We start from the raw sequence: 21,862 nt of genomic DNA on the forward strand, positions 1-21,862 counted from the left end.
GCGCCCGGGGCTCCGCGCGCTCAAAGGAGACCTGAATGCCGAAGATCCTGGAGTTCGAAGAGGACGCGCGGCGCGCTCTCGAGCGTGGTGTGAACGCTCTCGCCGACGCCGTCAAGGTGACGCTCGGCCCCCGTGGCCGCAATGTCGTCATCGACAAGAAGTTCGGTGCGCCGACGATCACGAACGACGGTGTGACCATCGCTCGCGAGGTCGAGCTGGACAAGCCGTACGAGAACCTGGGCGCCCAGCTCGCCAAGGAAGTGGCCACCAAGACCAACGACGTCGCGGGTGACGGCACCACCACCGCGACCGTCCTGGCCCAGGCCATGGTCCGCGAGGGCCTGCGCAACGTGGCCGCCGGCGCGCAGCCGCTCGGGCTCAAGCGCGGCATCGACAAGGCCGCGCAGGCGGTCAGCGAGCGGCTGCTCGGCAGCGCCCGCCACGTCGAGGACAAGAAGGAGATCGCCAACGTCGCCACGATCTCCGCGCAGGACGCGAAGATCGGCGGCCTGATCGCCGAGGCGTTCGACAAGGTGGGCAAGGACGGTGTCATCACCGTCGAGGAGTCCAACGCCATGGGCCTCGAGCTGGAGTTCACCGAGGGCCTCCAGTTCGACAAGGGCTACCTGTCGCACTACATGGTGACCGACTCCGAGCGCATGGAGGCGGTCCTGGAGGACCCCTACATCCTCATCACCCAGGGCAAGATCTCCTCCATCGCGGACTTCCTGCCGCTGCTGGAGAAGGTCGCCCAGACCAAGCGCCAGCTGCTGGTCATCGCCGAGGACGTCGAGGGCGAGGCCCTGGCCGTCCTGGTGACCAACAAGATCCGTGGCACCTTCACGTCCGTGGCCGTCAAGGCCCCCGGCTTCGGCGACCGCCGCAAGGCCATGCTGCAGGACATCGCCATCCTCACCGGCGGCCAGGTCGTCAGCGAGGAGATCGGCCTCAAGCTGGAGCACGTCGGCCTCGAGGTGCTCGGCACGGCCCGCCGCGTCGTGGTCAACAAGGACACCACCACGATCGTGGACGGTGGCGGCGACGCCCAGGCGATCGAGGACCGCATCCGCGAGATCAAGGTCGCGATCGAGCAGTCCGACTCCGACTGGGACCGCGAGAAGCTCCAGGAGCGTCTCGCGAAGCTGGCCGGCGGTGTGTGCGTGCTGCGCGTCGGCGCCGCCACCGAGGTGGAGCTGAAGGAGAAGAAGCACCGCCTCGAGGACGCGATCTCCGCGACCCGCGCCGCGATCGAGGAGGGCATCGTCTCCGGCGGTGGCTCCGCGCTCGTGCACGTGTCCAAGGAGCTCGACGACCTGGGCCTGACCGGCGACGAGGCGACCGGTGTCTCGATCGTCCGCAAGGCGCTGATCGAGCCCGCCCGCTGGATCGCCGAGAACGCGGGCCTGGAGGGCTACGTCGTCACCACCAAGATCGCCGAGTTGAACGCCGGTGAGGGCCTCAACGCCGCCACCGGGGAGTACGGCGACCTGGTGGGCCAGGGCGTCATCGACCCCGTCAAGGTGACCCGTTCGGCCGTGCAGAACGCCGCGTCCATCGCCGGCATGCTGCTCACGACCGAGGCCCTCGTCGTGGACAAGCCCGAGGAGGAGGCTCCGGCCGCCAACGGCGGTCACGGTCACGGTCACGGTCACGGCCACTGATCCCGCGCCTTCCGCGCCTCGCGCCCCGCGCCCGCCCGCAAGGGTGGACCGCGGGGCGCGCTGCTTTTTCCGCCCGACGCCCGTCGTGTCATGGGCCGGACCGCCGGGGACGGAGCGGGCTCACGGGCAATGCGAACGACGCACGCTTCTTTTTCGCTGTCAAGTCGTCCGGCGTATATCTCTTGTTTTGGGCATTCTGGTTGGAATGTTCCAACGGACGAGTGATCAGATGATTACGGCGTGTTATCGACGCGTCAATGTGACCAATCCGTAGCCGTTAACCATGACGACATGAACGATCGCGGCGGGCATCATGCCTAACGTGACCGAGGGATGCGTCGCCGACGCCGCAACTGGGGTAAGGCTTGCGACGAGATCGGATGAGCCCGACCTCAGGGAACTGACCAGCCTTGCCGTACAGGGAGATCGCACCGCCATCGAATCACTGCTGGGACATTTACGCCCGATGGTGGTTCGCTACTGCAGAGCCCGACTGGGCAGGGTGTCCGGTCAATATCACATCGCCGACGACGTGGCCCAGGAGGTGTGCATCGCGGTGCTGTCGGCGCTGCCGCGCTACCGCGACATGGGCCGCCCGTTCGCCTCTTTCGTCTTCGGCATCGCCTCTCACAAGGTGGCCGACGCGCTGCGCAGCTCGGTGCGCTCGGCCGTGCCGACGCAGGACCTGCCGGACGGGCCCGACGAGGGCCCGGGGCCGGAGGAGACGGTCGTGCGCTACATCGAGGCGCAGCACGCCCGCGACCTGCTCGCCCGGCTCCCGGACACGCAGCGCGAGCTCCTCATCCTGCGGGTGGTCTCGGGCCTGTCGGCCGAAGAGACGGGTAATGTACTCGGCATGTCACCAGGTGCCGTCCGGGTCGCGCAGCATCGTGCGCTCGCCAGGCTCCGGCAGCTGGCCGAGCTGGAGTCGATTGCGTGACCACGAAACGTCGTCGTACGGCTCGCCACCTCGGGTCGTACGGCGATGCCGACGTGGAGGGCGGAGTACTGCGGACGGACGCCCTCCTCGACGCGCTGGCCCGCCGTGAGCCGGTGGGCGGCGCGGACGCCGCCATCCGGTTGCTCGGCGCGCTCGTCGCCGACGTGGACAGTCAGCGGCTCTCCTCCGTGTCGATCACACCGTCCACGTAGCCCCGGGCGTACTCCCAGCTGACGTAGTCGGCCGGGTCGGGCTGGTAGGCCGGCTCGTGGACCTGCGGCCGGCCGTTGTCGATCATCTGGCGCAGGTTGCCGCGCAGCAGGTCCCAGTCGAAGTAGTGCTGTTCCCCGCACTCCGGGCAGTCGAGGACGAGACCGAGCACGCCCTGGGGTTCGAGCAGGGAACGGAAGACCTCCACGTCGGCGAGATCGGTCAGCGCCTCGTCGCGTTCGGCGAGCGTCAGCGGCTCCACGTCGTCGGGCGCTCCAAGCTCCGCCGCGGGGTCGTTGGGGTCATCCGCGAACGGGTCGCGGGGGACGTCTTCCAGCACGCATCCCACCTTATGACCACGGCCCCCTGCACGAGCGAAAGAGCGCCCCATCTGCTCGTCGGGCCGTGATCCGGCCGTGATCCGGAGGCGGCCTCACAGCCAGCCGCGACGGGCCGCCTCCACTCCGGCGTGGAAACGGGACTGGGCCCCCAGCTCCGACATCGCCTCGGCGAACCTGGCCCGCACCGTGCGCACGGAGACCCCGAGGTGGCGGGCGATGGCGTCGTCGGACAGGCCGCGTGCGGCCAGGCGCAGCACCTGCTGCGCGTTGTTGCGCGGGAAGATCGGCGCGGCCCGGGCCCACAGCTCCTCGAACAGCGCCCGCAGCGTCCCCACCACCACGGGGGCGTGGACCAGGTAGCAGTTGTAGGAGTGCTCGGGCAGCGGGACGCCCCACTCGGCGGGCAGCCCGGCGGTGCCCTCGCCGAGCGCGAAGAACCAGCTCGGCACCGTGTCGAGGGCGCGCAGCCCCGCGCCGGCCGCCGAGAACCGCGCGCACACCTCCCTCATGGCGGGCTCCGACACGGCGTCGAGCGCGACGACCATCCGCGGGCGCAGGATGCCGTCCGCGGCGGCCTGGATCCACTGGCTGCCATAGCCGTCGGCGAACCTCGCCATGGTGCGGCGGTCCGCCACGGCCATGACCAGCTCGGCGGGGGGCGCCTGCAGCGCGAGGCCGATCACGCTCTCCCAGAGCTCGTCGGCGCCGCTCAACGGCTCGACCGAGAACCGCCCGCTGTGCCAGTCGTGGCCCGCGTCGTAGTGGTGGGTCAGGCGGCCGGCCGCCGCGAGCACCTCGTCGATCTGGCGGGTCTCCCGGGCCATGCGGTCGAGCCGCTCGGCCACCAACCGGCCGATCGCCGCGGCCGGATGCCGGGCGAGGAACTCCTCCCGCCGCCGGTTGACCGCGCCGAGCCGTACGAGCCCGTCCAGGGCGTCGAGAACGTCCTCTGCGGGCCGGTCGACGGCCTCGGCCAGTTCGGTCAGCGTGGCGCGGTGCAGCCGCAGCATGGCGGTGTAGAGGGCCGCCTGGTCGGCGGAGAGCCCGAGGCTCTCGAACGGGTCGGCCTGGGAGGTGGGGTTGCGCGTCGTACTCATGCTCGCTCCGTCGGTGGTCACACTGGTCGCGCGGCGCGCGTGGCGCCGCACTGGTCGCGCCGCACTGATGGTGCCGTGCCGATCGCGTCGCGCTGATCTCATCCTGTGCGTTGATCCACACGCTGATTGGCCGGGCGAAAACGTTTCCCGGCGTCCGGTGCGCCGACTTCCGTCGCACCCCCCTCGCTCTTGGGTCGCGAGAATAGCTCGGATTTTCCACGCTGTCCGTACTGTTCCCACATTTGGCACGGCCGGCGGTGGCGGCTTTTGTATGGACGTGAGGGTTCGCATTTGTTTCCGGCACAGTTCCGGGAGACGGGAAATGCATCTTTGTGCAGTTGCACGTTACGCCCTTGCGCATAGACGCTGCGTGACGCATTCTTGACCCAGCGTTAGCCGGGAACGCCGCGTCTGCCGGGCGCGGAGGGGGGCTCGACGGGCGTGGCGGGCGCGACGCGGGGAAGTGGGGGGACCGGAAGCCGGTCCCCCCACTTTTTGTGCCCTCCCTCTTGACAGGTCGGCCGGATGCGGTTTGGGGCGCCCACTAGACTGACCTCGGGTCTGGCGAGGGACCTACGCGCGAGGGACCCACAGCGCAGGAGGGGTGCAGCAGATGGCCAAGTTCACCGAACCGGGACTCACGTTCGACGACGTGCTCCTCGTTCCCGCCTATTCGGACCTTCAGCCGGGGGACGCGGACACGACGACTCGGCTGTCCCGCACCATCACGCTGCGCATCCCGCTGGTGTCGGCCGCGATGGACACGGTCACCGAGGCGCGCATGGCGGTCGCCATGGCGCGGCAGGGCGGCATCGGCATCCTGCACCGCAACCTCTCGATCGAGGAGCAGGCGCAGCAGGTCGACCTGGTCAAGCGGTCGGAGGCGGGGATGGTGACCAACCCCGTCACCTGCTCTCCCGAGGACACCCTCGCCGACGTCGAGCGCCTGTGCGCGACCTACCGGATCTCCGGGGTCCCGGTCACCGACGCGGACGGCGTGCTCGTGGGCATCGTCACCAACCGCGACATGCGCTTCGAGAGCGACCAGAGCCGGGCCGTGCGCGACGTCATGACCCCGATGCCGCTGGTGACGGCGCCGGTCGGGGCGGACCGCGACGAGGCGTTCCGGCTGCTGCGGGAGAACAAGGTCGAGAAGCTCCCGCTCGTGGACGAGGCCGGCCGCCTGCAGGGCCTCATCACGGTCAAGGACTTCACCAAGAGCGAGCAGTATCCGATCGCGACCAAGGACGCCGACGGCCGCCTGATGGTGGGCGCGGCGGTCGGCGTCGCGGGCGACGCCGAGGAGCGCGCCATGACGCTGATCGAGGCGGGCGTGGACGTGATCATCGTCGACACCGCGCACGGGCACTCGCGCGGCGTGGCCGACATGATCGCCAAGATCAAGGCCAACGGCGGGGTGGACGTCATCGGCGGCAACGTCGCCACCCGCGCGGGCGCCCAGGCGCTGGTCGACGCGGGCGCCGACGCGGTCAAGGTGGGCGTCGGGCCCGGCTCGATCTGCACGACCCGGGTCGTCGCGGGCGTGGGCGCCCCGCAGCTCACCGCCATCTACGAGGCCGCGCTGGCGTGCGGCCCGGCCGGCGTGCCGGTCATCGGCGACGGCGGCCTGCAATATTCGGGCGACATCGCCAAGGCGCTGGCCGCCGGGGCCGACACGGTCATGCTCGGCTCGCTGCTGGCCGGCTGCGAGGAGTCGCCCGGCGAGCTGATCTTCATCAACGGCAAGCAGTTCAAGTCCTACCGGGGCATGGGGTCGCTCGGCGCGGTGCGCAACCGCGAGCGCGGCGGCGCGTCGTTCAGCAAGGACAGGTACGCGCAGGCCGACGTGTCCGGGGAGGACAAGTACATCCCCGAGGGCATCGAGGGCCAGGTGCCCTACCGCGGCCCGGTCGCGGCGGTGGCCCACCAGCTCGTCGGCGGCCTGCGGCAGGGCATGTGGTACACCGGCTCCCGGACGATCGAGGAGCTGCACGAGAAGGCGCAGCTCATGCCGATCACCGCGGCCGGGCTCAAGGAGAGCCACCCGCATGACATCCAGATGACGGTCGAGGCTCCGAACTACCACGGTCGATAACCCGTACCGGAAGAAACGGAAAGAACAGGCGATATGACACAGGTGGAGATCGGGCGCGGCAAGAGCGGGCGGCGTGCCTACGCGCTGGACGAGATCGGCATCGTGCCCTCCCGGCGCACCCGTGACCCGGAGGAGGTGTCGATCTCCTGGCAGATCGACGCCTACCGGTTCGACTCTCCGCTCGTGGCGAGCCCTATGGACAGCGTCGTGTCGCCGCGGACGGCCATCGAGATCGGGCGCCTGGGCGGCCTCGGCGTGCTCGACCTCGAAGGGCTGTGGACCCGCTACGAGGACCCGGCGCCGCTCCTCGAGGAGGTCGCCACCCTCGACCAGGAGGCCGCGACCCGGCGGCTGCAGGAGATCTACACCGCGCCGATCAAGGACGACCTGATCGGCCGGCGCATCGAGGAGATCCGCGCGGCCGGCGTCACGACCGCCGTACGGCTGTCGCCGCAGCGCACCGTGCAGCACCACAAGGCCGTGATCGACGCGGGCGTGGACATCTTCGTGATCCGCGGCACGACGGTCTCCGCCGAGCACGTGTCGGGCCGGGCCGAGCCGCTCAACCTCAAGCAGTTCATCTACGAGCTCGACGTCCCGGTGATCGTGGGCGGCTGCGCGACGTACACGGCGGCGCTGCACCTCATGCGCACCGGCGCGGCCGGCGTGCTGGTCGGCTTCGGCGGCGGCGCCTCGCACACCACCCGCAACGTGCTGGGCGTGGTCGTGCCGATGGCCACCGCGATCTCCGACGTGGCCGCGGCCCGCCGCGACTACATGGACGAGTCGGGCGGCCGGTATGTCCACGTCATCGCCGACGGCGGCATGGGCGGCTCCGGCGACATCGCCAAGGCGATCGCCTGCGGCGCCGACGCCGTGATGGTGGGCTCGCCGCTCGCGCGGGCCTCCGAGGCCCCCGGGCGCGGGTTCCACTGGGGCTCCGAGGCCCACCACCCCGAACTGCCGCGCGGCAAGCGGGTCGAGTTCGGCACGATCGGCACGCTGCGGGAGATCCTGCACGGCCCGTCGTCGCTGGCCGACGGCTCGATGAACCTGCTCGGCGCGCTGCGCCGCACGATGGCCACCGCCGGCTACTCCGACCTCAAGGAGTTCCAGCGCGTCGAGGTCGTCGTCGCCCCGCCGCAGCGCTGAACGATTGCCAGTGAGGGCCGGGCCCGGCGGCCCGGCCTTCGGCTTTCCCCGACCAGAGGGTCGAGAACTCGGACGCCGTGCTTCGGTCAGGGGTGACGGATCCAGACGCCGCGCTTCATCACGCCGCCGAGGCCGAGGTCGTCGTCGAGCACCACGAGATCGGCGTACTTGCCGACGGTGATCGAGCCGATCTCGCCGTCCAGCCCGAGGACGCGGGCGGGGGTGAGCGAGGCCATCAGCGCGGCGTCCACGAGCGAGCGCCCGACCTCCCGCACGGTGCGGCGGAAGGCCACGTCCATCGTGAGCGTGCTGCCGGCGATCGGGCCGCCTCCGGGAGCGTCGGAGGCGATCCGGGCCACCCCGTCCACGACGTCGACGGTCATCGGGCCGAGCGGGTAGCGCCCGTCGCCCATGCCCGTCGCCGCCATCGCGTCGGTGACCAGGGCCGTACGGTCCGCGCCCGCGGCGTGCATGGCCAGGCGCAACATCGCCGGATGGACGTGGACGCCGTCGTTGATCAGCTCGACGGTCACCCGCTCGTCCTGGAGCAGCGCGGCGATCGGCCCGGGCGCGCGGTGGCCGAGCGGCGGCAACGCATTGTAGAGGTGGGTCGCCACGGTGGCCCCGGCGTCGATCCCCTCGATCGTCTGCTCGTACGTCGCGTCGCTGTGGCCCAGCGCGGCGACGACGCCTTCGGCGGCGGCCTCCCTGATCACGTCGAGCGCGTTCGGCAGTTCGGGCGCGATCGTCAGCATCCGCACGTGGCCCCGCCCGGCCTTCACCAGCGTCCGGAACTCCGCCACGTCGGGCTCGCGCAGCAGCGTCGGCTCATGCGCGCCGCAGCGCGACCTGGCGATGTAGGGCCCCTCGAAGTGGATGCCGGCGAGCAGCCCCTCGTCGCACAGGTCGGCGAGCGTCGCGGCGGCCCGCGCGAGTGTGTCGGGCGCGGCGGTGACGAGGCTCGCCATGAGGGTGGTCGAGCCGCGGCCGAGGTGGAAGGCCGCGACCGCGGCGGCGGTCTCCGGGTCGCCGTCCGGGAAGCTCCCGCCGGCGCCGCCGTGGCTGTGGATGTCGACGAAGCCGGGGACGACGGTGCGCCCGCCCAGGCCGAGCCCGTCGCGCGGGGCCTGCCCGCGCCCGATGTGGGTGATCCTGCCGTCCTCGATGGTGAGCCAGCCGTCGTGGACGCCGTCGGGAGTGACGACGCGGGCATCGGAGAGAGTCACGCTCATGCCGCCATCCTCCCGCGTCCAGCCCATGCACGCCGCTCCGGGTCCGGTGGCTCCCGCCGTACGCGGGCCCTGTACACGACAGGGGCGTCGGCGGTAAGAACCAACGGTGATCGATTCACGTGCCGACTATGGTGTGGACGCGCCCGGCGTGCTGGCCGGACTGATCCTCGGTGGCGTCGCCGAGCTGGCCTTCGCCGTCGTGCTCTTCGGGATCGGCTTGCCGATCCCGGCCGTCGTGCTCCTCGTGGGAGGGGTCATGCTGGTGGCGGGGGGTGCGGTGTTCGCGCACACCACTCTTCGCGGCAAGTTCGCGGTCTGGGACGCCGAGCTCGACCGGCTCGGGCTGAAGGGGGACGAGCGGGTCCTCGATCTCGGGTGCGGCCGCGGCCTGGTGCTGCTCAAGGCCGCGGCGCGGCTGCCGTCTGGCAGGGCCACCGGCATCGACCTGTGGTCGGCCAAGGACCAGTCGGGCAACAGCCAGGACGCCACCTGGGCCAACGCGCGCGCGGAGGAGGTCGCCGACCGGGTCGATCTGGTGACCGGGGACATGCGCGACCTCCCGTTCGACGACGCGGCGTTCGACCTGGTGGTCTCCAGCCTCGCGATCCACAACATCCCCCAGGAGGAGGGCCGCGCCGAGGCGGTGCGCGAGGCGTTCCGCGTGCTCAGGCCGGGCGGCCTGCTGCGGATCGCCGACTTCCGCAACGCCCCGCGATATGCCGAGGTGCTCAGGGAGTGCGGCGCCGCCGACGTCGAGGTCTACGACCTCGGCTGGCGGTTCTGGTATGGCGGGCCGCACGCCCGTACGTCGATGGTCGCCTGCCGGCGTCCCTGAGACGTGTTCACCGACTATTAAGCAGATCCTTGGGAAAGGCGACGGAAAAGATGGATTCGCGGGCGACTACTCACGGGTAGATTTACCCGGACGAGGCGAAAGCGGTACAGAAGGAGCCATATGACGGCGAGGATGGGGACGGCGAGGCTCGGTCCGGCAGAACGTACCGCCGCCCTGGCGCGGATGGAGGCGCAGGAACTCGACGTGGTCGTGATCGGCGGCGGCGTGGTCGGCGCCGGCGTCGCGCTCGACGCCGCGACCCGAGGGCTCTCGGTGGGCCTGGTCGAGGCGCGCGACTTCGCCTCCGGCACGTCGTCACGGTCGTCCAAACTCATCCACGGCGGGCTGCGCTATCTGGAGCAGCTCAACTTCGACCTCGTCAGGGAGGCCCTGCGGGAGCGGTCGCTGCTGCTCAAGCGGATCGCGCCGCACCTGGTCAAGCCGGTGCCGTTCCTGTATCCGCTCACGCACGCGGGCTGGGAGCGGCCGTACATCGGGGCGGGCCTCGTGCTCTACGACACGCTCGGGTTGTCCCCCGGCCTCACCCGGGGCGTGCCGGGGCACCGCCACCTGACCCGCCGCCAGGCGCTGCGGGTCGCCCCCTCGCTGCGCAGGTCGGCCTTCACCGGCGCCGTGCAGTATTGGGACGCCCAGGTCGACGACGCCCGCTTCGTGATGACCACGCTGCGCACCGCCGCCACGTACGGCGCGCACGTCGCCTCGCGGGTGCAGGCGGTCGGCTTCCTGCGCGAGGGGGAGCGGGTCACCGGGGTGCGCGTGTGCGACCTGGAGACCGGCGCCGAGCTGGACGTGCGGGCCCGTCAGGTCGTCAACGCGACCGGCGTGTGGACCGACGACATCCAGCAGCTCGTCGGCGGTCGCGGGCAGATCCACGTGCGCGCGTCCAAGGGCATCCACCTCGTGGTGCCGCGCGACCGCATCCACTCGCTCAGCGGGCTCATCATGCGCACCGAGAAGTCGGTGCTGTTCGTCATCCCCTGGGGCCGGCACTGGATCATCGGGACCACCGACACCCGCTGGAACCTCGACAAGGCCCACCCCGCCGCCTCGCGGGCGGACATCGACTATCTGCTCGACCGGGTCAACTCGGTGCTCTCGGTGCCCCTGACCAGGGACGACGTCGAGGGCGTGTACGCGGGGCTGCGTCCGCTGCTGGCCGGGGAGTCCGAGGAGACCTCCAAGCTCTCGCGTGAGCACGTCGTCACCCACCCCGTGCCCGGCCTGGTCATGGTGGCCGGCGGCAAGTTCACGACATATCGGGTCATGGCGGCCGACGCCGTCGACGCGGTCGCGCACGGCCTCGACCAGCGCGTGCCCAGGTCCTGCACCGACCAGGTGCCGCTCGCCGGCGCGGAGGGCTACCAGGCCCTGTGGAACTCCCGCCACCGCATGGCGCGCGCCTCCGGTCTGCACGTGGCCAGGATCGAGCACCTGCTGGAGAGGTACGGCTCGCTGATCGACGAGGTGCTGGCGCTCATCGAGGGCGACCCCTCGCTCGGGCGTCCTCTCGACGGCGCGGACGACTACCTGCGCGCGGAGATCGTGTACGCGGCGACGCACGAGGGCGCCCGGCACCTCAACGACGCGCTGACGCGGCGCACCCGCATCTCGATCGAGACCTTCCATCGGGGGACCGCGGTCGCCCAGGAGGCCGCCGAGCTCATGGCCGGCCCGCTCGGCTGGGACGCGGACCAGGTCATGCGCGAGGTCGAGTACTACACCAAGCGGGTCGAGGCGGAGCGGGCCTCCCAGGAGCAGGACACCGACCAGGAGGCCGACGCGATCCGCCTCGGCGCGCCGGAGATCGTCCCCGTCGCGCCCCCGCGCGACCTCGCGGAGGCGCCGGGGAACGTCAGCTGAACGGGATCCACGCGCGGTCGGCCAGCGTGGCGGCGTCGCTGACCTTGAGGCCGGCGTCGGACACCGTCCACAGGTCGTCGCCGATGACCAGGGAACGGCGGATGCCCGGGTCGGCGGGGGCGAAGCCGCCCGTGGCCCCGGACCGCGGGTGGCTCACCACGCCCAGCGTGGTGATCTCCCGGTCGCCGACGCGGAGCGCGAGCGCCGCGCTGCCCGCGATCCCGCCGCCGGACCAGTTCTGGAGCGGCAGCACGGCCAGCCCGGTGGCGGGCCAATACAGGAAGGCGTGGGGATCCCACTCGGCCTCCGAGCCGGACTCCTTCTGGTGGAACCGCGACAGCACCGCGGGCGCGGCCGGGTCGGAGACGTCGAACAGCGAGATCTGCGTGCCGAGCGCGCGGCCCTCCTCGCTCGCCTCCTGGCCGACGCCGATGAGCCGCCCCTCGCCCGCCGGGTGGAGGTAGGCGGAAAAGCCGGTGATCTTCAGTTCGCCGGTGACCTTCGGCGCGGCCGGGTCGCGCAGGTCGAGCGTGTAGAGGGGATCGGTCTGGCGGAACGTCACCACGTAGCCGAGGCCGTCCATGAACCGCACCGAGTAGATCCGCTCGCCCCTGCCGAGGCCCGTCACCGAGCCGGTCTGGGCGAGCGTGCCGGCGTCGAGCACGTACACGCCGCTCTCGCTCGTGGCCCGGCGCGCACCGGGCACCTCGGCGCCGCTGGTCGTCGCCACCCGCAGGTGACGGTCGTACTCCGACAGGGAGTACTGGTTGAGCAGCCGTCCCGGCACCGATCCCGACGCGGCGTAGCGCGGGGCGCCGGGGGCCGAGACGTCGAAGCGGTGCACCTCCGTGCGCTCGGGCGGCACCTTCGGCGTGGGCGCGGCGGCCGACGACTCGGGCAGCGGCACCACGTCGATCGGGCGGGCGTCCCACCAGCGGGGATTGCTGGTGACGTAGAGACTGCTTCCCGTGCCGTAGACGGTGTCGCCGTCGGCCGCGACCGCGATCGGCGTGAGCGAGCCGAACGGCGTGGCGGCGGCCAGGTCGATCGTGTGGATGGTCAGCATCGAGGTGCCGGTGAACTCGTCGGGGTGGCTGACCCGGTCGCAGCCGACCCGCTCGGTGCGCCGCGCGCCGTCCGACTCGACGTCGTACGACGGCAGCCACGCGTCGCCGGGAGCGGACAGCACGGCCTTGCGGTTGCCTTCGAGCAGGTCCTTCTCCGACGCGTCCGGCTTCGGGGGCGGGAAGGCGATCTCCGGCGTGGACCGGACGACGAGCCGCACGGTGGAGCCGGTCTGCCGGGCGTCGACGTGCTGCCCGTGCACGGTCATCGCGCCGAGGACGCGCGGCTCGCCGGACAGGTCCACGAGCACGTATCTCGGGCCGCCGGGGCCGACCCGGGCCCGGTCCGCCGCCCCGAACGGGATGATCCCGCCGCCCTCGAACAGCACGAGCGCGCGGTCGCCGTCGACCAGCAGATCGGCCTGGGCCCACGACTGGTCCTCAGCGACGAGCCGCAGCGTCGCCGTGACCTTCCGGGTCGTCGCGTCCACGACGCGCAGCACGCCCCGGGTGACCGTGATCACTCGCTTGCCGTCGGTCTTGACCAGGTCGGGCTCGTCCACGCCCGCCTCGTGCGTGTTCGTGGTCGAGTGCGGCTGCTGCCCGTACTGCTGCTCGGGCGTCGCCCGCCTGGCCACGGCGGAGTCGTCGACCGCGTAGAGCATGTTCTCCGCGAAGCCCCATGACGTGACGTTCCGCGCGGCCGCCTGCCGCAGCCCCTCCGTCATCTCGTCGCAGCCGTTGTAGGCGACGAGCCGTACGCGTCCGGTCAGGTCGGCCGGGGCAGGCGGGAGATCCTGGGTCGTACGGCCCCCCGCGCAGCCCGTGGCTCCCATGCCCAGCAGCGCGGCGAGGATGACCGCCGTACGAATCGATGTCCTCATGCCCCCACGACGGATCGCCGCCTGGGGCGGTTCACGGGCAGGATGGTGACATGCCGGAGACAGACCCGTACGCCGAATACCCGGTCATCGCCTGGCGGGAGGGCGGCGTCGTCGCCATCGACCAGACGCTGCTGCCGGACGAGGTGCGACTGCTGAGGATCGACACCGTCGACGACCTCGTGGACGCCATCGTCCGCCTGGCCGTACGCGGCGCACCGGTGCTCGGCGCCGCAGGGGCGCTGGGCGTGGCCCTGGCGGCGCACCAGGCGCGGCGGTCGGGGTGGAGCGCCTCCCGGCTGGAGGCGGAGATCGGACGCATCAGGGACGCCCGCCCCACGGCGGTGAACCTCCGGGTCGGTGTGGAGGAGGTGATCCCGGCCCTGCCGGACGGGCCCGCGGCGGCGGAGCGCGCCGCCGTCGCCGTGGTGGACCGCATCGCGGCGGCGAACCGGCGGATCGGCGAACGCGGCGCCGACTTCCTGGTGGAGGCGTGCGGACGCGGGCCCCTGCGCATCCACACGCACTGCAACACCGGCGCCCTGGCCTGCTTGGGGTGGGGCACCGCGCTCGGCGTCATCCGCTCGCTGCACGAAAGGGGCCTGCTCGACCAGGTCATCGTCGACGAGACCCGGCCTCTGCTCCAGGGATCGCGCCTCACCTCCTGGGAGCTGGACCTGCTGGGCATCGACTATCGGGTCGTCTGCGACGGCGCCGGGCCGTTCGCGCTGCAGCAGGGGCTGGCCGACGCGGTGGTCGTCGGCGCCGACCGCGTGGCCGCGAACGGCGACGTCGCCAACAAGATCGGCACCTACGGTCTGGCCCTCGCGGCGGACCGGGCCGGCGTCCCGTTCGTCGTCGCCGCGCCCGAGTCGACCGTCGACCCGGCGACGGAGAACGGCGCGTCCATCGTGGTGGAGCACCGCTCGGAGGAAGAGGTGACCCACTTCCGGGGGATGCGCGTCACCCCCGCCGGGGCCCGGGCGCTGAACTACGCCTTCGACGTCACTCCCGCCGACCTGGTCAGCGCGGTCGTGACGGAGGACCGCGTCTGGACGCCCCGCTCGCGGGACGCCGTCCCGCAGGCGTAACCGAACCCTATGGCGCCGCCGGATAGGTCATCACCACGACGGCGTCCACCTCGTCCTCGACGGACTCGTAGAAGTGCGCGACGTCCGCGGCGAACGTCACGAAGTCGCCGCTGTGCAGGACCACGGGACGCTCGACCGGGCCCAGCCGTACGGCACCGCGGAGCACGAGGATCCGCTCGATCGTGCCCTGGCTGTGGGGCGGGCTGTCGATACGCCGCCCGGCCCCGGTGAGGCGAAGCCGCCAGATCTCGCCGAGCCCACCGGCTCCCATCCGGTCGAGCAGCTCCTGCTTGCTGTCCTCCGGCCGGGGGGTGCCCCGGAGCAGCACCGGCGTCCGCGGCGCCGGGTCGGCCAGCAGGTCGCCCAGGGGCAGCCGGAGCGCGACGGCGATGGCCGAGATCGTCTCGACGGTGGGGTTGCCCCGCCCGGCCTCGATCCCGGACAGGGTCGCCCTGCTCACTCCGGACAACCGTGCGAGCTCGGCCACGGACAGCCCCCGGAACTCCCGCAGCCGGCGCACCTGGGTGCCGATGGTCGTCCCGATGGCGTTCGCCGCCTCTGCCGCCTGTCCGTCCATCTCAGCTCGCCGGAGCGGCGATCGGCGCCAGCCGCGGCGAGCAGACGGCCATGTAGTCCTTCGCGCGCAACGCGATGGACCGGTCGAGCCGTGCCGCGTTGAAGAAGATCTCCTCCTTCTCCTGGATCGAGGGGTCCACGATGAGCTCCAGGTCGGGGTGGAAGGAGAAGGGGAGGATCGTGCCCGCCACGCTCCCCGCGAGACGCTCGGCGACGTCGGTGGAGGCGAACGCGGCGTACGTGCCGCCCAGCAGTGTCTTGAGGCCGTTCAGGTCGACGCGCGTGTCGCCCGGCACGACGGCGAGGACGTGCTTGGTGACCTTCTTGCCGAGCTTCACCATGACGACGATGCACTTCGCGGCGTCGGACACGTCGTTTCCGCGCATCGCGCTGACGATCTCGGTCCTTCCTTCCGGCGCGTGATCGATCAGCCGGTAGGCCGCCCCGTGCCGGTCGAGAAGCTCGATGAGCTTGTCGTAGGTCTCTTCGGATTCCATGAACACCTCTCGGTCGCGGTTTACGTGATCGCTCGTGGTGTCAATTTACTGTACACATGTGTCGGCAAACTGACACGCCGCCGCGTCGGCGGCCACCGTCCATTACTTACCGGTAGCCACGGGTCAAGCTCCGGAATATTCTTCCGTCATGGGTGCCATGAATCGGACGCTCGACGCGGCCATGGTCGACCGGATCCTCACGCACGTCTCGTCCGAGGGCAAGACACGAGAGATCGTCGCGCCGTTCACCGGCGAGGTCCTGGCCGAGGTCCCGATCTCCACTCCTGAGGACGTCCGCGCGGCGTACGCCAGGGCGAGGGCGGCGCAGGAGGCCTGGGCGGCGCTGCCGGTCCGGGAGCGGACCGCGCCCTTCCTGCGGCTCCACGACGCGCTGCTCGACCGCCGCCAGGAGCTGCTCGACATCGTGCAGTGGGAGACCGGCAAGGCGCGGCGTCACGCGTACGAGGAAGTGGCGGACGTGGCGGGCTGCACGCTCTACTACGCGCGGCGGGCCCCCGGGCTGCTCGAGCCGCAGCGCAGGCAGGGCATCTTCCCGATCGCGACCCGCGCGGCCGAGCTGCGCCACCCCAAGGGCGTCGTCGCGGTGATCAGCCCGTGGAACTACCCGCTGGCCCTCGGCGTCACCGACGTGGTTCCCGCCCTGATCGCGGGCAACGCGGTCGTGCACAAGCCCGACACCCAGACCCCGCTGTCCACGCTGTGGACGATCGACCTGCTGGCCGAGCTGGGCATGCCGCGCGACGTCTGGCAGGTCGTGCTCGGCGATCCCGAGGACGTCGGCGACCCGCTGATCGACGACGCCGACTACGTCGCGTTCACCGGCTCGACGCGCGGCGGGCGCAGGATCGCCGAGGAGGCGGCCAAGCGGCTCATCGGCTGCTCCCTGGAGCTCGGCGGCAAGAACCCGATGATCGTGCTCGACGACGCCGACCTCGACGTGGCGGCCCAGGGCGCGATCCGGGCCTGCTTCACCAACGCGGGCCAGCTGTGCATCTCGATCGAACGCCTCTACGTGCACGAGGCGGTCGCCGACGCCTTCCGCGACCGGTTCGTCCGGGCTGTGAAGAACATGCGGATCGGCCCCGGTCTCGACTGGGACGTGCAGATGGGCTCGCTCACCTCGCAGCGGCAGCTCGACGGGGTGACGGCGCACGTCGAGGACGCCGTCGCCAAGGGCGCCACGGTGCTGACGGGCGGCAGGCCGCGCCCCGACCTCGGCCCGTTCTTCTACGAGCCGACCATCCTCGACGGCGTGGGCGAGGACATGGCCGTCTGCAGGGACGAGACGTTCGGGCCGGTCGTGTCGCTCTACCGCTTCAGCGACGAGGACGAGGCGGTCCACGCGGCCAACGACACCGCGTACGGGCTGAACGCCTCGATCTGGACCAGGGACGTCGCGCGGGGCCGTCGCCTCGCCGCCCGGATCAAGGCGGGCACCGTCAACATCAACGAGGGGTACGGCTCGGCGTACGCCTCCTACGACGCCCCGATGGGCGGGATGAAGTCGTCCGGGCTCGGCCGCCGGCACGGCACCGAGGGCCTGCTGAAATACACGGAGGTCCAGACGGTGGCCAGCCAGGCCACGTGGCTGGGCTTCGAGCCGATCCTCGGCATGACCTACGACAAGTACGCCGACACGCTCGCGGGGCTGCTCAAGACGATGAAGCGGCTGCACCTCAAGTGACAAGGAAGGCGGGGCGTTGGACTACGACGTCGCGGTGATCGGGTCGGGGTTCGGCGGGAGTGTGGCCGCGCTGCGGCTCACCGAGAAGGGCTACGCGGTCGGCGTCCTCGAAGCCGGCCGCCGGTTCGACGAGAAGACCCTGCCGAAGACCTCCTGGCGGGCCAGGGACTTCCTGTTCGCACCCGCGCTCGGCCTGAAGGGCATCCAGCGCATCCACGTCCTGCGCGGCTCCAACGGCGTCATGGTGCTGGCCGGCGCGGGGGTGGGCGGCGGCTCGCTCGTCTACGCCAACACCCTCTATGAGCCGCTCGACCCGTTCTTCCGCGATCCCCAGTGGGCGCACATCACCGACTGGAAGACCGAACTCGCGCCTTATTACGACCAGGCCAGGCGGATGCTGGGGGTCGTGGACAACCCGACGGTGACCGCGGCCGACGAGGTGATGAAGAAGGTCGCCGAGCGGATGGGCGTCGGCCACACCTTCCGTCTCGCCCCTGTCGGGGTGTTCTTCGGCGAGCCCGGGGTGGAGGTCGACGACCCCTACTTCGGCGGCCTCGGGCCGCGCCGCCGCGGCTGCACGGAGTGCGGCGAGTGCATGACGGGCTGCCGCCACGGCGCCAAGAACATGCTGATCAAGAACTACCTCTACCTCGCGGAGAAGGCCGGGGCGAAGGTCCACCCGGAGACCACCGTCACCGGCGTGCGGCCGGTCGAGGGCGGCTACGAGATCACGGTGAGGCGCACGGGGCCCTTCGGCCCGGCCCGCACGATGACCGCGCGCCAGGTCGTCTTCGCCGCGGGCACGTACGGCACGCAGCACCTGCTCCACCGGCTGAGGGCGACGACGCTGCCCCGGATCTCGCCCCGGCTCGGCGCGCTGACCAGGACGAACTCCGAGGCCCTGCTCGGCTTCGAGCGCCTCACCGGCAAGGGCGTCAAACTCAACCGGGGCGTGGCGATCACCTCCTCGATCCACCCGGACGCCGAGACGCACATCGAGCCGGTCCGCTATGGCGACGGCTCCAACGCCATGGCACTGCTGCGCACGCTGCTCGTCGACGGGGGCGGGCGGGCGCCGCGCTGGCTGAAGTTCCTCGGCGCGGCCCTGCGGCGGCCCCACCTGCTGCCCCGGCTGTTCAACCACCGCAGGTGGTCGGAGCGCGCCGTCATCGCCCTCGTCATGCAGGCCAGGGACAACTCGATCACGCTCTCGCTCAAGGGCGGGAAGCTGCGGACGGGCCCGGGCCACGGCGAGCCGAACCCCACCTGGATCCCGGCCGGGCACGAGGCCGTCCGCATGGCGGCCGAGGAGATCGGCGGCCTGCCCGGCGGCTCCTGGCTCGACCTGTTCGACATCCCGGCGACCGCGCACTTCCTCGGCGGCTGCGCGATCGGCGACTCGCCGGAGACCGGGGTGATCGACCCCTACCACCGCGTGTACGGCTATGAGGGCCTGCACATCGTGGACGGCTCGGCCGTGTCGGCCAACCTCGGGGTGAACCCCTCGCTCACGATCACCGCCCAGGCCGAGCGCGCGATGGCCCTGTGGCCCAACAAGGGCGAGCCGGACCCGCGCCCCGCCCTCGGCTCCGCGTACGTGAGGCTCCGGCCGGTCACGCCGGTGCGGCCGGTAGTCCCCGCGTCGGCGCCGGGCGCGCTGCGCCTGCCGATCGTGGAGATCACCCACGGGGACGCGGAGGGGCGCGCAGGTTAGGCCCGTGAGACGGCGTCCCGGGTGACGGTCTCCCTGCTGAGGGGGACGGGGCTGAGGGGGACGGGCAGCGGACGGGCGTGCACCACGTCGAGACGGGACACCGCCCGGGTGAGCGCCACGTAGAGCCGGCCCAGCCCGCGGTCCTCGGCCGCGACGATCTCGGCGGGCTCGGCCAGCACGACGTGGTCATACTCCAGGCCCTTGCAGAGGGTGGCGGGCACCACGCAGACGCGTACGGACGGGTCGGGCGCAGGGCCCTCGGCGACGGTCAGGCCCGCGCCCGTGAGCGCGGCGCGCAACCGGGCGGCCGAGGCGTCGGCGGCGATGACGGCGATCGAGCCCTCGTGGCCGAGCGCCTCGGACACCGCCGTCACGACCTCGGTGTCGTCCCCGCGCAGCACGCGCAGCCGTCCGTCCCGCCGGAAGGACCGGGAGGGCGGCACGTCGACCGCGAGCTCCGCGAGCAGGCGGTTGGCGAGCTCCACGACGGCGGCGGGCGTGCGGAAGCCGACGGTGAGCGACATGATCGCGGCGTCCGGCTTGCCCAGGTGCGCCATCTGCGCGCCCCAGTCGCGGGCGGCCCACGGGGTCGTGCCCTGCGCCAGGTCGCCGAGCACGGTGAGCGAGCCGTGCGCGCTGCGCCGGGCGACGGCCCTGCACTGCATCGGCGACAGGTCCTGCGCCTCGTCGACGATCACGTGGCCATATCCCCGCGGGCGCTCGATCAGGCCGGCGAGCTCGTCGAGCAGGATCAGGTCGGCGGCCGTCCAGGCGGCGCTCCGATAGGTGCGCGGCGGCCGCCCCCAGGTGATGGCCGTCCGCTCGGCGGTCGTGAGCACGCCCTCGGCGGCCTCCGTGCGGTCGCCGAGCACCTCGCACAGCACCTCCTCGGGGCGTACGGCCGGCCAGAAGGCGTCCACGGCGGCGGTGACGGCCCGGGTGGTCATGCGCGTCCACGCCGTGTCGATCGTCCGGCCGCGCGCCTCCGCCCGGTTGCGCACGAGTGACGCCACGCGGGCGATGACGCGCTCGCGGCCCACGCCGTACGGCATCGCCTCGCGCCGGGTCTCCTCGACCACGTGGTGCAGCTCGTCCCGCGAGAGCCGCCAGCACGAGGAGCCGTCGGCCACGGCGAGCGGCTCCCGGGGCTCGCCTATGTGCCGGTGAAGCGCCCTGCGCAGCACCTCGGCCATGCGCACGTCGTGTTTGACCACGGCGGCCTCCGCGCCGTCGGTGGCCCTGACCGGGACCCGGGCGAGGAGCGCGTCGAGCGTGGTCTGCTCGACGTCGACCTCGCCCAGGGCCGGCAGCACTGCGGAGATGTAGCCGAGGAAGGCCCGGTTGGGGCCGAGCACGAGCACGCCGCCGCGCGACAGCCGCTTGCGGTGGGCGTAGAGCAGGTAGGCGGCGCGGTGCAGGCCGACGGCGGTCTTGCCGGTGCCCGGCCCGCCCTGGACGCACAGGGACTCCTCCAGGCCGGAGCGGACCAGGTCGTCCTGCTCCGGCTGGATGGTGGCGACGATGTCGCGCATCGGCCCGACCCTCGGGCGTTCGATTTCGGCTGTCAGGATGCGGCCCACGCCGCCGGGGTCCTGCGTGAGGCCCGGTCCGCGATCGAGGTGCTCGTCCTCGAAGCCGGTCAGTTCGCCCCCGGCCCAGCCGAAGCGCCGGCGTACGGCCACGCCCCGGGGATCCCGGGCCGACGCCTGGTAGAACGCCCGCGAGACCGGCGCCCTCCAGTCGATCACCAGGGGCCGGCCGCCGCCGGTGGCGGAGACGTGGCGGCGGCCGATGTGGTAGCGCTGCCCGGCGTGCTCGCTCACCTCAGGGCCGAAGTCGAGGCGCCCGAAGAACGGCGGCCCTCCCTCGTCCTCGCCGAGCTCCTTCGCCAGGCTCTTCAGGTGGCGGCCCAGCCGCTCGGCGCTGTAGCGGTCGCCCGCCACGGTCTCTCCGATGACCACGTTGTGCCGGGCGCCGTCCAGCATGCGGCGCAGGCCCTCCCTGCAGCGTTCGACGTACGCCTGCTCCTCCTCCAGCGGGGTCATCCGCCGTCTCCTTCCCCCGGTCGCCGTACCGGCATGGAACAGCAACTCGGTTAAAAATGCAACCGAGTTAAAGATTTCTCGGGACGGCTGCTAGCCTGTGCGGCATGGTCGAGGGGCTGCGGACGCGGAAGAAGGAACGGACCCGCCGGGCCATCTCCGAGGTCGCGATCGCCATGTTCCTGGAACACGGCTTCGACCAGGTGGGCGTGGCCGAGATCGCGGCCGCGGCCGAGGTCTCCAAGCCCACGCTGTTCCGCTATTTCCCGAGCAAGGAGGATCTGGTCCTGGACCGGATCGCCGACCACAGGGGAGAGGCGGCGGCCGTGGTGCGCGCCCGCCCGGCCGGGCGGACCCCGCTCGACGCGCTGCACGACGCCTTCATGGCCGGGCTGGACGCCCGCGAGCCGACCACCGGCCTGTGCGATCACCCGGCGGTGATGGCCTACCACCGCCTCGTCTTCGACACCCCCGGCCTGGCGTCCCGCGTGGCCGAGTACGCCGCTGCGGACGCGGAGGCGCTGGCCGAGGCGATGAGCGAGTCGCCGAGCGAGGCGGCGGGCGAGGCGCTGGGCGAGGCGGCGTCCCGCGATCCCGGGAGCAACGCCGGTCCCGCGCCGCTCTTGGGCGCGCGTCCCGTGCCGCTGCTGACGTCGCGCCTGGTGGCCGCGCAGTACATCGCCGTCCGGCAGATCCTCGCCAGGGACAACTACGCGGCGCTGGCGTCCGGCCGGACGGCCGACGAGGTGTACGGCGAGGCCGTCGCCGCCGCGGGAACCGCCTTCGAACTGCTGCGGCACGGCGCGCGGGCGCACGGCCTGTGACCCGTCTCACCCATCGCCGAGGTC

18 protein-coding genes are annotated in these 21,862 nt (G+C 72.0%); 11 read left to right on the forward strand and 7 right to left on the reverse strand.

The genetic code is table 11. The features are described 5' to 3' along the window. The first annotated feature begins 35 nt into the window (after nt 1–35). From groL to FLX08_RS01875, 3 genes are all read left to right on the forward strand, one after another. Nucleotides 36–1,661, forward strand: coding sequence for a chaperonin GroEL (gene groL, locus FLX08_RS01865; RefSeq protein WP_142616425.1), 1,626 nt, complete (start codon nt 36–38; stop codon nt 1,659–1,661). A gap of 313 nt (nt 1,662–1,974) precedes the next feature. Beyond that, nucleotides 1,975–2,601: a sigma-70 family RNA polymerase sigma factor gene (locus FLX08_RS01870; protein WP_030508385.1), complete on the forward strand. Its 627-nt coding sequence runs from the start codon at nt 1,975–1,977 to the stop codon at nt 2,599–2,601. Then, on the forward strand, nt 2,598–2,813 hold the full coding sequence (locus tag FLX08_RS01875) for an anti-sigma-D factor RsdA (protein ID WP_142616426.1): 216 nt from the start codon (nt 2,598–2,600) through the stop codon (nt 2,811–2,813). Before FLX08_RS01870 ends, FLX08_RS01875 begins: the two co-directional genes overlap by 4 nt. Here FLX08_RS01875 and FLX08_RS01880 read toward each other — a convergent pair. Both FLX08_RS01880 and FLX08_RS01885 read right to left on the reverse strand, forming a co-directional pair. After that, nucleotides 2,774–3,151: a DUF5319 domain-containing protein gene (locus FLX08_RS01880; RefSeq protein WP_030508386.1), complete on the reverse strand. Its 378-nt coding sequence runs from the start codon at nt 3,149–3,151 to the stop codon at nt 2,774–2,776. The two genes, FLX08_RS01875 and FLX08_RS01880, sit on opposite strands and share 40 nt — an antisense overlap. Before the next feature lie 93 nt (nt 3,152–3,244). Continuing rightward, nucleotides 3,245–4,249, reverse strand: coding sequence for a helix-turn-helix transcriptional regulator (locus FLX08_RS01885; protein ID WP_142616427.1), 1,005 nt, complete (start codon nt 4,247–4,249; stop codon nt 3,245–3,247). Nucleotides 4,250–4,862: 613 nt separating this feature from the next. Here FLX08_RS01885 and guaB point away from each other — a divergent pair. After that, nucleotides 4,863–6,344, forward strand: a complete 1,482-nt coding sequence (gene guaB / locus FLX08_RS01890) for an IMP dehydrogenase (protein ID WP_142616428.1) — start codon at nt 4,863–4,865, stop codon at nt 6,342–6,344. Between the two features lie 33 nt (nt 6,345–6,377). Next, nucleotides 6,378–7,496, forward strand: a complete 1,119-nt coding sequence (locus tag FLX08_RS01895) for a GuaB3 family IMP dehydrogenase-related protein (protein ID WP_208761220.1) — start codon at nt 6,378–6,380, stop codon at nt 7,494–7,496. A gap of 86 nt (nt 7,497–7,582) precedes the next feature. On the opposite strand, the gene nagA is transcribed toward FLX08_RS01895, so the two are convergent. Next, nucleotides 7,583–8,728: an N-acetylglucosamine-6-phosphate deacetylase gene (nagA, locus tag FLX08_RS01900; protein WP_142616429.1), complete on the reverse strand. Its 1,146-nt coding sequence runs from the start codon at nt 8,726–8,728 to the stop codon at nt 7,583–7,585. Between the two features lie 106 nt (nt 8,729–8,834). On the opposite strand from nagA, the gene FLX08_RS01905 reads away from it, so the two are divergent. Together FLX08_RS01905 and FLX08_RS01910 are read left to right on the forward strand one after the other, a co-directional pair. Beyond that, on the forward strand, nt 8,835–9,563 hold the full coding sequence (locus FLX08_RS01905; RefSeq protein WP_208761221.1) for a class I SAM-dependent methyltransferase: 729 nt from the start codon (nt 8,835–8,837) through the stop codon (nt 9,561–9,563). 120 nt (nt 9,564–9,683) lie between these two features. After that, a complete protein-coding gene (locus FLX08_RS01910; protein WP_142616430.1) occupies nt 9,684–11,444 on the forward strand; it encodes a glycerol-3-phosphate dehydrogenase/oxidase in 1,761 nt (586 codons plus the stop codon). On the opposite strand, the gene FLX08_RS01915 is transcribed toward FLX08_RS01910, so the two are convergent. After that, nucleotides 11,437–13,392 (reverse strand): beta-propeller domain-containing protein, encoded by a 1,956-nt coding sequence (locus tag FLX08_RS01915; RefSeq protein WP_142616431.1) that lies wholly within the window; start codon nt 13,390–13,392, stop codon nt 11,437–11,439. The two genes, FLX08_RS01910 and FLX08_RS01915, sit on opposite strands and share 8 nt — an antisense overlap. Before the next feature lie 50 nt (nt 13,393–13,442). Between FLX08_RS01915 and mtnA the strand changes: the two genes are divergently transcribed. Continuing rightward, on the forward strand, nt 13,443–14,480 hold the full coding sequence (gene mtnA / locus FLX08_RS01920) for an S-methyl-5-thioribose-1-phosphate isomerase (protein ID WP_142616432.1): 1,038 nt from the start codon (nt 13,443–13,445) through the stop codon (nt 14,478–14,480). Nucleotides 14,481–14,487: 7 nt separating this feature from the next. Here the strand turns inward: mtnA and FLX08_RS01925 are convergent, their stop codons facing one another. Both FLX08_RS01925 and FLX08_RS01930 read right to left on the reverse strand, forming a co-directional pair. Then, a complete protein-coding gene (locus tag FLX08_RS01925) occupies nt 14,488–15,057 on the reverse strand; it encodes a helix-turn-helix domain-containing protein (protein ID WP_142616433.1) in 570 nt (189 codons plus the stop codon). A 1-nt stretch (nt 15,058) separates the two neighbouring features. After that, a complete protein-coding gene (locus tag FLX08_RS01930) occupies nt 15,059–15,553 on the reverse strand; it encodes a YbaK/EbsC family protein (protein WP_142616434.1) in 495 nt (164 codons plus the stop codon). 148 nt (nt 15,554–15,701) lie between these two features. Between FLX08_RS01930 and FLX08_RS01935 the strand changes: the two genes are divergently transcribed. Both FLX08_RS01935 and FLX08_RS01940 read left to right on the forward strand, forming a co-directional pair. Next, entirely contained in the window at nt 15,702–17,258 is a 1,557-nt protein-coding gene (locus FLX08_RS01935; protein ID WP_142616435.1) for a succinic semialdehyde dehydrogenase, read from the forward strand. Nucleotides 17,259–17,274: 16 nt separating this feature from the next. Further along, on the forward strand, nt 17,275–18,972 hold the full coding sequence (locus tag FLX08_RS01940; RefSeq protein ID WP_142616436.1) for a GMC oxidoreductase: 1,698 nt from the start codon (nt 17,275–17,277) through the stop codon (nt 18,970–18,972). On the opposite strand, the gene FLX08_RS01945 is transcribed toward FLX08_RS01940, so the two are convergent. Further along, on the reverse strand, nt 18,969–21,017 hold the full coding sequence (locus FLX08_RS01945; protein WP_142616437.1) for a HelD family protein: 2,049 nt from the start codon (nt 21,015–21,017) through the stop codon (nt 18,969–18,971). The two genes, FLX08_RS01940 and FLX08_RS01945, sit on opposite strands and share 4 nt — an antisense overlap. A gap of 104 nt (nt 21,018–21,121) precedes the next feature. Here FLX08_RS01945 and FLX08_RS01950 point away from each other — a divergent pair, with 104 nt between their 5' ends. Next, nucleotides 21,122–21,838, forward strand: a complete 717-nt coding sequence (locus FLX08_RS01950) for a TetR/AcrR family transcriptional regulator (protein ID WP_142616438.1) — start codon at nt 21,122–21,124, stop codon at nt 21,836–21,838. Nucleotides 21,839–21,862: the final 24 nt, after the last annotated feature.

The sequence above is a fragment of the Microbispora hainanensis genome, assembly GCF_006874475.1.
Lineage (GTDB): Bacteria > Actinomycetota > Actinomycetes > Streptosporangiales > Streptosporangiaceae > Microbispora > Microbispora hainanensis.